The organism is Actinomycetes bacterium, assembly GCA_036000965.1.
In the GTDB taxonomy this organism is placed as follows: domain Bacteria; phylum Actinomycetota; class CALGFH01; order CALGFH01; family CALGFH01; genus DASYUT01.
Map to the genome: position 1 here is coordinate 1 of DASYUT010000240.1, position 12,687 is coordinate 12,687.

At 74.6% G+C, this 12,687-nt stretch carries 10 protein-coding genes; 7 read left to right on the top strand and 3 right to left on the bottom strand.

Annotation, left to right across the window (positions count from 1 at the left end; all coding sequences use genetic code 11):
* Positions 1–120: 120 nt before the first annotated feature.
* Entirely contained in the window at positions 121–864 is a 744-nt protein-coding gene (locus tag VG276_21255; protein HEV8651851.1) for a cupredoxin domain-containing protein, read from the bottom strand.
* Positions 865–1,051: 187 nt separating this feature from the next.
* A complete protein-coding gene (locus VG276_21260) occupies positions 1,052–4,012 on the bottom strand; it encodes an AAA family ATPase (GenBank protein HEV8651852.1) in 2,961 nt (986 codons plus the stop codon).
* Positions 4,013–4,258: 246 nt separating this feature from the next.
* Here VG276_21260 and VG276_21265 point away from each other — a divergent pair, with 246 nt between their 5' ends.
* From VG276_21265 to VG276_21280, 4 genes are read left to right on the top strand one after another with little or no spacing between them, the layout of a single operon-like run.
* On the top strand, positions 4,259–5,896 hold the full coding sequence (locus tag VG276_21265) for a SpoIIE family protein phosphatase (protein ID HEV8651853.1): 1,638 nt from the start codon (positions 4,259–4,261) through the stop codon (positions 5,894–5,896).
* Entirely contained in the window at positions 5,883–6,278 is a 396-nt protein-coding gene (locus tag VG276_21270; protein ID HEV8651854.1) for an STAS domain-containing protein, read from the top strand. Before VG276_21265 ends, VG276_21270 begins: the two co-directional genes overlap by 14 nt.
* Positions 6,275–6,631, top strand: coding sequence for an STAS domain-containing protein (locus VG276_21275; protein ID HEV8651855.1), 357 nt, complete (start codon positions 6,275–6,277; stop codon positions 6,629–6,631). The genes VG276_21270 and VG276_21275 overlap by 4 nt, the downstream gene beginning before the upstream one ends.
* A gap of 60 nt (positions 6,632–6,691) precedes the next feature.
* Positions 6,692–7,468: a hypothetical protein gene (locus tag VG276_21280; protein ID HEV8651856.1), complete on the top strand. Its 777-nt coding sequence runs from the start codon at positions 6,692–6,694 to the stop codon at positions 7,466–7,468.
* Between the two features lie 188 nt (positions 7,469–7,656).
* Here the strand turns inward: VG276_21280 and VG276_21285 are convergent, their stop codons facing one another.
* Positions 7,657–9,705, bottom strand: coding sequence for a hypothetical protein (locus VG276_21285; protein HEV8651857.1), 2,049 nt, complete (start codon positions 9,703–9,705; stop codon positions 7,657–7,659).
* Positions 9,706–9,820: 115 nt separating this feature from the next.
* Here VG276_21285 and VG276_21290 point away from each other — a divergent pair, with 115 nt between their 5' ends.
* The 3 genes from VG276_21290 to VG276_21300 form a co-directional block, all read left to right on the top strand.
* Complete coding sequence (locus VG276_21290) at positions 9,821–10,945, top strand: LacI family DNA-binding transcriptional regulator (GenBank protein ID HEV8651858.1); 1,125 nt, start codon at positions 9,821–9,823, stop codon at positions 10,943–10,945.
* An 89-nt stretch (positions 10,946–11,034) separates the two neighbouring features.
* A complete protein-coding gene (locus VG276_21295; GenBank protein ID HEV8651859.1) occupies positions 11,035–12,330 on the top strand; it encodes an extracellular solute-binding protein in 1,296 nt (431 codons plus the stop codon).
* Between the two features lie 4 nt (positions 12,331–12,334).
* The coding region (locus VG276_21300; GenBank protein ID HEV8651860.1) for a sugar ABC transporter permease at positions 12,335–12,687 on the top strand (353 nt) is incomplete at its 3' end.

Genomic DNA, 12,687 nt, shown 5'->3' on the forward strand with positions numbered 1-12,687 from the left:
GCCGCTACGGCAGCCACGACCATCCACCAGGCGTCCACGTCGCCGGAGAGACGACAACCGGCTCCAGGGACCACCGACCACTGGCGGGGCCGCCCGACCGTGCTGGTCGTGCTCGCAGGTTCAGCCGACGGTGAGCGTGCCCACCATGCCGGCCTGCCGATGGCCGGGGACCCGACAGTAGAACTGGTAGCTGCCCGGCGGGACGGTGAAGCTGACCCGCCGCGTGCCGCCGACCGGGACGTCGGTGTTCACCGCGGGCCGGTCGACCGTGAACGAGTGCCAGAACAGGTCACGGTTGGTCACCGAGACGGTCACCTGGCCGCTCGGGGCGGCCAGGGTCGCCGGGTGGAAGGCCGTGTCGCGAAAGTCCAGCACAAGCTCGCCGGCGGGCGCCGGCTGGGCCGGGCCGGGCCCGACCGCGGCGGCGGCCACCAGCGCGACCGCGACCGCGCCGACCGCTCCGAGCCCGGCCCGGCGGGCCGCGCCGCCGCCCGCGGCCCGGTCGCGCCGGCGCGCGACCGCGGCCAGGCCGGCGACCAGGCCGGCCAGGGAGACCGCCGCCAGCGTGGCCGGCAGCAGGATGGCGACCAGCCCCCCACGGTGGCCCGCGTTGCTGAGCGCGGCCGGCAGCATCCACAGCTCCAGGTTGGCAAACGACAGGCACAGCAGCCCCAGTCCGGCCAGCCCGCCACGAAGGCGCAGCAGCCCCGCGCCCAGCAGCATGGCCGCGGCGACCGCGAGCGCCTCCCGGTCCTGGCGCACGACCCCCTGGGTGAGCAGGAGCACAAGGTCGCCGGCCACCGCCAGGCGGACCAGGCTCCCCCAGGTGAAGGACCGCCGCTCGACGGGTGTGGTGGTGGTCATCGCACGATCACTCCCTTGCTGCGTGGATTGGCAGCAGGCTCCTCGGTGACCGTCGCGGGATCGTTACGGCACCCGTTACGAGCCTCAAAGGATCCGCGGCTCCTGCCGCCCTACGGCGCGTTTCTCGGATCGGAGGCCGACCCGGGGATGGAGCCGGCTGACGGGTGACATCGGGCTGACGCCCGACTCACCACTCGACCAGCTTCCAGATCTCCGGCTGCAGGCGGCCCGGCTCGCCGACCTCGGCGAAGATCGCGACCGCCTGCTTCAGGTGCGTCATGGCCGCGTCGTGGTCGCCGTGCGCGTGGAGCAGGTCCGCGAGGTTGTTGTGCAGCGCGGCCTCGCGGTGGCGGTCGCCCTGAGCGGCGCAGAGCCCGAGCGCGGTGCCGGCGAGGCGGAGCGCCTCGGCGTGCTCTCCCGCCGCGCCGCGGGCGAGGGCGAGGTTGTTGAGGGCCGCCACCCGCGCGCTCGGGTCGGGCAGGGTCTCGGCCAGGGCGAGGCTGCGCTCCAGGTGCTCGCGCGCCGCGGCGGCCTCGCCCCGGCCCGCGGCGAGCATCCCGAGGAGGTTGTGGGCCTGCGCCAGCGCGAGCGTCTCGCCGGCCTGCTCGGCGATGGCGAGCGCCTGCCCGGCCAGGGCGGCCGCGTCGTCGGAGCGGCCCGCCCGGTGCGCGGTGAGGCTGCGGTCGGTGAGCAGCCGCGCACGGCGGCCGTCCCGGTCGCGGTCGGCGTCGTCGCCCGCGGCCGCCGCGCCCGCCTCGAGCGCGGCAAGGGCGGCCTCGAAGTGCCGCTCGGCCGCGGCCCAGTCGCCGCGGCGATGGTGCAGCCCGCCGAGCTTGTGCTCGATGCCGGCCAGCGCGGCCGCATCGGCGAGCGACGCCGCCGTCTCGTAGGCGACCAGCGCCGCGTCGTAGGCGCCGAGGAGGGTCTCCAGGTCGCCGACGGCCTCGTGCAGCCCAGCCGGGTCGGGGTCGCCGAGCGCCAGGGCGCTGCGGTAGTGCGCCAGCGCGTCGCGGTTGGCGTACAGCGCGCGGGCGTGGTCGCCGGCGCGCCGGAACGCGGCGGCGGCCTCGGCGTCGCGGCCGGCGGCGTGCCAGTGGCGCGCCGCGCGCGCGGCGGCGGCGCCGGCGTCGCGGCCGGGCGCGCGGCGCTCCAGCGCCTCGGCGACACGCCGGTGCAGCAGGCGCCGGCGCGCGAGGCTGGTCTGCTCGTCCGCGGCGGCGCGCAGCCGCTCGTGGACGAAGTCGTAGCCGTCCTGGCCGAGCTCGCGGACCAGTCCCCGCCCAGCGAGCTCCTCGAGTGCCGCGACCGTCTCCTCCTCGCCCCGGCCGCTCGCCTCGCGCACGGTGTCCAGATCGAACGAGCGGCCGATCACGGCGGCGGCGGCGAGGACCTGCCGGGCGGTGCCGCCGACCGCGGCGACGCGCGTGGCGAGCAGCTCGCGCACGCCGAGCGGGCCCGGCCCGGCCGCGTCACCGCCGAGCGCCCCAGCCACGTGCTCGGCCAGGAACAGCGGCAGGCCCTCGCTCTCCCGGTACAGCTCGCCTGCGTGCGGCGCCTGCGCGGGCAGCGCCGCCTCGACGAGCTCGGCGACGGCCGCCTCGTCGAGGCGGGCGAGCGGCAGGTGCAGCGCGGCGTGGTCGCGTTGCGCCTCGGCCAGCAGCCGGCGCAGGCGGTGGTCGCGCCGCACCTGCTCGCCCCGCCACGCAACCACCAGGCACAGCGGCGCGTCGCGCAGCCGCCGGGCGAGGTAGCCCACCACGTCGAGGGTGGCGTCGTCGGCCCAGTGCAGGTCGTCGAGGAGCACCACCGCCGGCAGCGGGCCGCGGCAGGCGGCGAGCAGCGCCTGCCTGAGCCCGTCCAGGAAGCGGCCGAGCGCGCCGGGCCCGTCCAGCGGCGGCGCCGCGCCGAGGCCGGGGCGGAGCGCGCCGAGCTCCGGGACCAGCCGCGCCGCCTCCGCGAGCCAGTGGTCGGGCAGCGGGCCCCACGTCGCCGCGGGCCGCGCCGCCGCGGCGCGGAGCAGCTCGGCGACCGGCCCGTACGCGAGCCCGCGCTCCTCCTCGGAGCAGCGCCGCACGAGCACGACCGCGCCGCGCGCGGCCGCGTGCGCCGCGAGCTCCTCCCCCAGCCGGGTCTTGCCGATGCCGGTCTCGCCCTCGATCACCACCAGCCGGCCGCCCGCGGCGGACCCCTCCCACGCGGCGCGCAGCGCCGCCCACTCCGTGGCGCGCCCGACCAGCGGCAGCCCTGCCGCCACGCCGGTCGCGCGGGCGGGCCGGCGCCCCGCCGCGGGCACCACGGCCGCGGCGGGCGCTCCGGCCGCGGCGGCGCGGGACGCAGCCGGCGCCCCGCCCGGCGCCAGGCCCGGACCCGGCGGCACAGGGGGAGGCGGGGGTCGGTCCTCGGCGATCGTCCGGTACACGGCGGTGGTCTCCTCCAGCGGCGCGACGCCGAGCTCCTGGTCGAGCACGCGGATGCAGGCGCGGTACTGGCGCAGCGCCGCGGCGCGGCGGCCGCTCCACGCGTACAGCAGCATCAGCTCCTGGTGGGCGGGCTCGTGGAGCGGGTCGAGCGCGAGCCAGCGCCGCGCCGCGGCGACCGCGTCATCCCACTCGCCCAGCGCCGCGAGGCCCCGGGCGAGCCGCTCGAGCACCCGGGCGAGCTGCCGGCGCAGGCTCTCGGCCTGGAAGAAGCGCCACTCGTCGAACCCGTCCGCGCCGCGCAGGGCGAGCCCTTCGAGGAACTCGCCGCGGTGCAGGGCGGCCGCCTCCGCGAGCCGGCCGAGGCAGGCGTGGCAGGCCTCCTCCGGCGGGTGCGGGTGGCGGCGGCAGTCCGCAAGGAGCTGCTCGAAGCGGGCCAGGTCCAGCTCGAGCCCGACCCGGTTCAGGCCGATGGTGGAGCGGTCCGCGGCGATCCAGCCGCCGCCGAGCGACTTGCCGAGCGCCGACAGGGTGCGGCGCAGCGCGCCGCGAGCGTGCGCGGTGTCCTGGTCCGGCCAGAACAGCCCGGCGAGCACGTCGCGGCTGTGCCGCTCGCCGGTGACAGCGAGGTAGGCCAGGAGCGCGACCGCCTTGCGCGTGTCGGGCGAGACCGGCGCGCCGTCCAGCTCGACCCGGAGCGGCCCGAGCGTGGCGACCCGCAGCATGGTCATCGGCCGGCTCCTTCCGCTCTCAGGCTGATCCCGCGCCGGGCTGATCCCGCTCCCGGGCTCCCTTCCGCTCCCGGGCTGATCCTGCTCCCGGGCTCCTTCCGCTCCCGGGCTGATCCCGCTCCCGGGCTCCCTTCCGCTCCCGGGCTGATCCCGCGCGCCGGGCTTCCGGGCACGCCTCGAGGATGTCACGCTCGCCGTAACGATAGCGGGACGCTGGCCCGCTACAACCTGCATGGAGGCGGTGAGATGACGATGCGATCGAGCGGCTGGACCCGGCTGGCGCGGCGGGCCGCGTCGGCGACCCCAGTGCCGGCGCCGGCGGCCGGGACGCCGCAGGCGGCCACCGACCTGAGCATCGCGCCGAACGACCCCTTGCTCGCGTACTTCCAGACGGCCGGCGGCGCGGTCGACCTGGAGACGCTGGAGCTGGACTCGGCGGCCCTGACGGCGCTGCGCGGCGAGGGGACCCGGCTGGTCATCCCCCTGATCAGCCAGGGCGAGCTGATCGGGCTGCTGAAGCTCGGCCCGCGCCGCAGCGAGCAGGACTATTCCCACGACGACCGCAAGCTGCTCGACGACCTGGCCGCGCACGCGGCCCCGGCGGTGCGCGTCGCGCAGCTCGTGCGCCAGCAGCAGGCGGAGGTCCGCGAGCGCGAGCGGATCGCGCAGGAGCTGCGGGTGGCGCAGCTCATCCAGCAGCAGTTCCTGCCGCACGAGCTGCCCCACCTGGCCGGCTGGCACGTCGCCGCCTTCTATCGGCCCGCCCGCGAGGTCGGCGGCGACTTCTACGATTTCGTCAACCTGCCCGGCGGGCAGGTCGGGATCGTCATCGGCGACGTCACCGACAAGGGCGTGCCCGCCGCGCTGGTGATGGCGACGACCCATTCGATCCTGCGGGCCGAGGCGCCCCGCCTGCTCGCCCCCTCGGACCTGCTGGAGCAGGTCAACGACCTGTTGGTGGCTGACATGCCCGCGCACATGTTCGTCACCTGCCTGTACGCGGTGCTCGACCCGGCCAGCGGCCTGCTGCGCTTCGCCAACGCCGGGCACAACCTGCCGTACGTGCGCGGCGACGGCGGCGTGACCGAGCTGCGCGCGATCGGCATGCCGCTCGGGCTGCTCCCGGGGATGCGCTACGAGGAGCGCGAGGTGGTGCTGGCGCCGGGCGACGCGCTGTTGCTGCACTCCGACGGGCTGGCCGAGGCGCACGGGCCCGGACGAGAGATGTTCGGTTTCCCGCGGCTCGCCAAGCTGGTCGGCGAGCGTCCCGGCGGGGAGGAGCTGATCGACCACCTGCTCGGCGAGCTGGCCCGGTTCACCGGACCGGACTGGGAGCAGGAGGACGACATCACCCTGGTCACGCTGCAGCGCTCCGGCGGCGCCGGCAGCGCCGCGCTGCTCGGCGCCGCCGCCGCGGAGCCCGGCGACGCACGGGTCCTTGCCGAGTTCGCCGTGGCGAGCGAGCCTGGCAACGAGCGCCTCGCGATCGAGCGGGTCGCCGCCGCGGCCGCCGGCCTGAACCTGCCCGGCCCGCGGCTGGAGCGCCTCAAGACCGCCGTGGCCGAGGCGACGATGAACGCCATCGAGCACGGCAACGGCAGCCGGCCCGAGGTGCCTGTCGAGGTCCGCGTGCTCGCCTCCCCGACCGAGCTGCGGGTGCACGTCACCGACCAGGGCGGCGCCACGGGCCTGCCGGAGCCGGCCCAGCCCGACCTGGACGCCAAGCTCGCAGGCGTGCAGGACCCGCGCGGCTGGGGGCTGTTCCTGATCCGCAACATGGTGGACGACCTGCGCACCGCGAGCGACGGGCCGCGCCACACGGTCGAGCTCGTCCTGCGCCTGGCAAGCGCCGACCAGCAGGAGGTGCCAGATGGGCCGAGCTGAGCTGCGGGCGGCCGTGCGCCGCCACGGCGGTACGGAGGTCATCGACCTGACGGGCGACATCGACCGCGACGCCGACGCCGTCCTCCAGCGCGCCTACGACGAGGCCAGCGGCGCCGGCACCGGCCCGGTGCTGCTGAACTTCGCCGGGGTCGGCTACATCAACTCGACCGGCATCGCGGTGATCCTGGGCGTGCTCGCGCGCGCCCGCAAGGAGCGCCGGCCGCTCGTCGCCAGCGGCCTGAGCGAGCACTACCAGCAGATCTTCCAGATCACCCGGCTCTCCGACTTCATCGCGATCTACCCCGACGAGGACAGCGCCGTGGGCGGCGCGACCACAGGCGACGCGGACGGCGTCCGCACGGCACGAGGAGGACACCGATGAGCCCTGGAACCGTCACCCTCGAGGTGCGCGAGGCCGACGAGCACGTCAGCGTGATCGACATCCGCGGCGACGTCACCACCGCCAGCGAGCACGCCCTCAGCGACGCGTACGCCAAGGCGAGCGGACCGACGACCAGGGCAGTCGTGCTGAACTTCAGCGGGCTGGAGTACATGAACTCGGGCGGCATCGGCATGCTGGTGACCCTGCTGGTGCGCGCCAACCGCCAGCGCCAGCGCCTGCTGGCCTACGGCCTGAGCGACCACTACCGGCAGATCTTCGAGCTGACCCGCCTGGACGAGGCGATCGGCACCCACGACAGCGAGGCGGCGGCGCTCGCCGCCGCCGGCCGCTGACCGGGGTCCGGGGCTCGCGCAGCAGGTGGTAGCCCCGGCTGAGCACGAGAGGAGCGCGCCATGACCATCCCACCCGCGGCCGACGGCGAGGCGGCAGTGCCGACCCCGCGCGACGCCGCCTACTGGGCGAAGAACGTCTCGACCCTACGCCTCGGCGAGGTGCCGGCCGAGGCCTTCAACCTGAACGTCACCGGCAAGCGGGTGGTCGGCCCCGTGCAGGGCTTCGGGCGGATGTGGCAGAAGACCTACCGCGTCGAGCTGCCCGGCGTCGACCTGTCACCCGCCGAGGTCGTCGCCGCGTGGAAGAGCGCCTTCGCCAGCTTCTGGCCGGCGACGGGCCGCTTCTACGGGCCCCTGACCGGCATCGCGCCGGGCGAGGTGGCGCTGTTGAACATCTCGGTCGGCGGCGGCGTCAAGCTCTCCACCGGCGTGCTGGTGCTGTACGCCGACGAGGAGTCGTTCACCTTCATGACGCCGCAGGGGCACATGTTCGCCGGGTGGATCACCTTCAGCGCCGACCGGCGCGACGAGGTCACCGCCGCGCAGGCGCAGGTGCTGCTGCGCGCCAACGACCCCCTGTACGAGCTGGCCATGCCGCTTGCGATCCACCGGCAGGAGGACCGCTTCTGGCAGCGGACGCTCGCCAACCTCGCCGGCCATCTCGGCGTGGAGCGACCCGAGGTGACCACGACCGTCGTCTGCGTCGACCGGCGCCGCCAGTGGGCCAACGCCGGCAACGTGTGGCACAACGCGGGCATCCGCTCGGCGGTCTACGCGCTCGGCGGGCCGCTGCGCCTGCTCGGCCGGCCACCCCGGCGCCGCCGCGCGGCGCCCTGACGCTCGAGCTGCTGGCCGTGGTCGATGGACCAGAAGTGAGGCTCGACGAGCACGTGCAACCCCCACGGCCCAGGGCTTGTCGAGCGAGGTCACGATGGTCGCCAGCTCCCGTGACGGGCGAGGCCGGTCCTGGGTGACCACTTGCCTCGTTGGCAAGCGTCCACGGACGCGCGAGAGGGCTGCTCGGATCAGCGGGTGACCAGGGTGAAGGCGCCCGCCCCGACCGGGGCTGCCACGGTGCCCGACGGGCTCGTCACCGTGACGACGAGCCGGCCGAGCTGGTCGTAGGCCCGTGCCGTGGTCGCGCCGCTCCCCTCGAGCGTGACCGCCTGCGTCCGCGGGCTCCGCGCGAAGCTGCGCAGCAGCGCCTGACCGCCGCCCGCGCCAGCGAGGACCAGCCACTCGACCTCGGGCTGGACGAGCACGGCGTCCAGCCGTGCCACCGGGCCATCGCCGGCATAGGCGCTCAGCAGCGTGGCCGGACCGGCCGCCGCCGCTGGCGCCGCGGGGGTCGTGCCGACCGTGAGGTAGCCGGGGGTGGGGGTGACGCCCTGCGGCCCGGCGCCGCCGTGGTCGACCACCCCGGCGCCCACCCCGTCGAGCGCGTGCCGGGTCGCGACCGAGCCGGCCGGGAGCTGCTGGCGGTCGAACACCGGCAGCAGCAGGTAGCGGCCGGTTACCGGCAGGATCGGCGTGTTGGTGACCTGGCCGCCGGGGCCGAGCTCGACGTAGCTGCCGCCGCTCCAGGCGCTCTCACCGGTCCACGCCGCGGGTGGCGTGACCACGCTGGCCGACCCGGTGAGCTGGCCGGCCTCGGCCTCGACGAGCTGCCAGGTCACCTGCGCGCGGCGCCCGGCCAGCCGGGCCCGGGCGGCGACGTCGGCCCGGGCGTCCAGGGCGAGCATCGACAGCAGCCCGTGGATGGTCGACTCCGCCCCGGAGTTGCGGTTGACGGTCCGGTCGGGGCTGATACCGTCGAAGGTCCGCCCGGTAGCCGGGTCGTACATCGCCACCCCGGCCGGGTTGTTACCGAAGTACCACGCGGCCGCGATGCCGGCCAGGTCGCGGAAGGCGGGGCGGCCGGCCGCCTCTGCTGTGCGGAGCAGGTTCTGCAGGGTCGCGTCGGCGCCGTAGGCGATCTGGGTCCGGTCGGCCGGTGCCGGCAGCCAGCCGTTCTCGGCGCCGCCCTGGGCGAGCAGGTGGGGGGTGAAGCGCCCCGCCTCGCCGACCGCAATCCCGACCCAGTCGGGTCGTCCGCGCAGGCGGCCGGCCTCGGCCAGCGCGCCGGCCATCTGGTCGGCCCACGCGTGCCAGACCGAACGGGACAGGCCCCAGGGCATGACCGCCCCGAACGGCCAGTGCCGAGCGTCGCCGAGCGGCATCGCCGCGATGCCGCTGGCCAGGCGGGTGAGGTCGCGGCCGGCGCGGGCGTCGGCGCCGGCCCGCACGTAGGCGACCAGGCCGTACAGGGCCTCGGAGGAGGCGTCGGCGCCGTCGACGATCAGCCAGGCCGGCCAGCGCAGTCCGTCGACGGTCTGGTAGGTGCCGTACCTCGGGTCGAGGACCTGGCGGTCCAGAGCGTCCAGGGCGAGGTCCAGGCGCGCGCGCAGGAAGCGGGCGAACGCCGGGTCGGCGGTGTGGAACGCGGCATAGCCCTCGCCGAGGGCCCAGATGGTGCGGGCCAGCCAGTACGACGGGCCGGAGTCGCTTGGGTCGGGGTTGTCGGGCGGGGTCGGGCTCAGGTTCAGGGTGCCGTCGGGCTGCATCCATAGGACCACGTTGCCGGCGTTCGGCCCCGAGCTCGTCTGCAGGTAGGCGACCCCGCGGAGCAGCTGGTAGGCGTGGTCGCGGCTGGTGGGGTCGCCGAACTGGTGCCAGTGGCGCAGGTAGACCACTGATGACCGGGTCATGTCGTCGGCGTTGAACGCGCCCTGCCCCCAGGTGTTGGTGACCGGGTCGTGGGCGCCGCCGCCAACCCGCTTGTAGGTGCCGTCGGGCTGACGCTCGGCGTAGGTCCACAGCACCCCGATGGACGGTTCCTCGGCCAGCCGGTAGGTGTCGTGGCCCGCCTGAGCCGGTGGCGTCACCCGGTCGCCGAGGAAGTCCAGGTGGGCCAGGTTGGTGAGCCGCGCCTCGCCCGCGGCCGCCGGGGTCGCGGGCAGCGCGAGCACCGCCACGGTGAGGGCGAGCACGGTGAGCACGGCGATGGACGGCCGGGCGGGGAGCTTGCGCGCCATGAGACATCTCCAGCGGGACGGGCCTCGAGCAACCGCTTGACGGTGGAGTGCTAAACCGGTCTATCCTGTGTATCACTAAACCGGTCTACTGCATAGAGCACGACAAGCTCGGCGGATGGCGCCAGAGCAGCGGCCGTTCTCGGGCTTGCTTGCACCACGGGAGGTCCCAACGGGTCAGCGCCGCCCCACCATCGACGACGTCGCGCGCCAGGCCGGCGTGTCCAAGGGCGCGGTGTCGTTCGCCCTCAACGGCCGGCCGGGTGTGGGACACGCCACGCGCGCCCGCATCCTGGATGCTGCACGCGACCTCGACTGGCGACCCAGTACCCGAGCCCGGGCCCTCTCGCACTCGCGGGCGTTCGCCCTCGGGCTCGTCCTGTCGCGCTCGCCGGAACTGCTCGCGGCCGACCCGTTCTTTCCGCACTTCGTCGCCGGCGTCGAGACGGTGCTCGCCGAACGCGGCTACGCGCTCGTCCTGCAGGTCGTCGGGGACGACCGGCGGGCTGAGGCCGGCAGCTACCGCCGTCTGGCCCGGGAGGACCGGGTCGACGGCGTGTTCCTCACCGACCTGCGGCGCCACGACCCCCGGCTCGAGCTCCTGGTCGAGCTCGGGCTGCCGGCGGTCGCCGTGGGTCCGCCGGCCGGGGACTGCCCGCTGCCGTGGGTCGCCGTGAAGGACCGGTACGGGGTGGAGCAGGCCGTCGCCCATCTGGTCGAGCTCGGCCACACCCGGATCGCCCACGTCGCCGGCGCTCCCGGCTACATCCACTCCGCGTCCAGGCGTGCCGCCTGGCGGCGGGCGCTGCGCCGGGCCGGCCTCACGCCCGGGCCGGTGGTGGCGGGCGACTTCACCGGTCCGGGCGGCGCGAAGGCGACCAGGCGGCTGCTCGGCCAGCCAGACCCGCCGACCGCGATCGTCTACAGCAACGACCTGATGGCCATCGCCGGGATGGGCGTCGCCCTGGAAGCCGGCCTCGAGGTCCCCCGGGGACTGTCGGTGGTCGGCTTCGACGACATCCCCCTGGCCGCCCACCTGGCCCCGCCGCTGACCACCGTGCGCCAGGACGCCCTGGCCTGGGGGCAGGCCGCCGCTCGCACCCTGCTCGCCGTGGTGGAGCGCCAGCCCGTCCCGAGCATCCAGCTCGATCTGCCCCGGCTCATCGTGCGGGCGTCCACCGCCCCGCCCAGGCAACCGAAAGGACGGCGCCGACCAGACCCTGGACCGCAGCGAGCCTCCTGAGCGGTCGCGCGACGCTCGAGGCTCCAACAAGCATCGGCTCGCCGTGAGCAGCGACAGCACGACGGCAATTCGACCACCGGAGGTTCGACATGCTCGGCACCCGTAGCCGCCTCATCGTCGCCCTTGTTGTCGTAAGTTTCGGCTTGGCCGCCTGCGGTGGCGGGGGCGGTGGCACGAGCGCCACCAAGGCCGCGTCCGCCAGGGGCCCCATCAAGATCTGGTACTCCAACAACGCCGAAGAGGTGAAGTGGGGCAAGGCGACCGTCGCCGCCTGGAACAAGGACCACGCCAGCGAGCAGGTGACCGCCGAGGAGATCCCGGCTGGCAAGAGCTCCGAGGAGGTCATCGGCGCCTCGATCACGGCCGGGAACACTCCCTGCCTGGTCTTCAACACCGCGCCGGCCGCGGTGCCGCAGTTCCAGAAGCAGGGCGGGCTGGTGGCGCTGGACTCCTTCAGCGACGGGGCGTCCTACATCCAGACGCGGACCGGGCCGCGGGCCGACCAGTACAAGTCACCCGACGGCAAGTTCTACCAGATGCCGTGGAAGACCAACCCGGTGATGATCTTCTACAACAAGGACGTCTTCGCCAAGGCCGGCCTGGACACCAAGAACCCCCCGCTGAAGACCTACGACGAGTTCCTCGCCAGCGCCAAGACGCTGGTGGCCAAGGGCGGCGTCAAGGCGGCCATCTGGCCCGCGCCGTCCAGCGAGTTCTTCCAGCCGTGGTTCGACTTCTACCCGCTGTTCATCGCCCAGTCGGGCGGCAAGCAGCTGGTCGAGAACGGTGAGCCGCAGTTCGCCGGCCCCGACGGGATCGCCGTGGCGCAGTTCTGGAAGCAGCTCTACGACCAGGGCCTGGCCCAGCGGGAGCTGTACAACGGCGACGCGTTCGGTGACAAGAAGGCGGCCATGGCGATCGTCGGGCCGTGGGCGATCGCGGTCTACGGCGACAAGGTCAAGTGGGGCGTCGTGCCGGTGCCGACCAAGGACGGCAAGGACCCGAGCCAGATCCAGACCTTCTCCGATGAGAAGTCGAGCGCGATGTACTCGAGCTGTAAGAACCGGTCGACCGCCTGGGACTTCCTGAAGTTCGCCACCTCGAAGGACAGCGACGGCAAGCTGCTGGAGATGACCGGGCAGATGCCGATGCGGACCGATGTCACCACAGCCTACCCGGACTACTTCAAGAGCCACCCGGAGTACACGATCTTCGCCGAGCAGGCCGCCCGCACCGTCGAGGTCCCCAACGTGCCGAACTCGGTGGAGATCTGGCAGACGTTCCGCAACGCCTACTCGCAGGCGGTGATCTTCGGCAAGGCCGACATCCAGGGCGCCTTCAACCAGGCCGCCGAGAAGGTCAAGACCCTGGCGGCCAGGAGCTAGCGCGATGACCGCGATCGCCACGCCGGCCACCCGGCCGCCGCTTCGGCGGCGGCTGCTCGGCCGGCAGCCGCTCGGCTACCTGTTCGTCGCCCCCTACGTGGTGTTCCTGGCCGCGATCTTCGCCTACCCGCTGGGGTTCGCGGTCTACATCTCGTTCCATGACTACTTCTTCGCGGCGCCTGGGGCGATCGTGGAGCGGCCGTTCGTCGGCCTGCAGAACTTCACCGACGCGCTGGCCGACCCGGTGTTCCGCCGGGCCATGCTCAACGTGGTCATCTTCCTGATCATCAACGTGCCGCTCACGGTCGCCGTCGGGCTGGTGCTGGCCGCCGCCCTGAACGCCGCCATCCCGTTCCG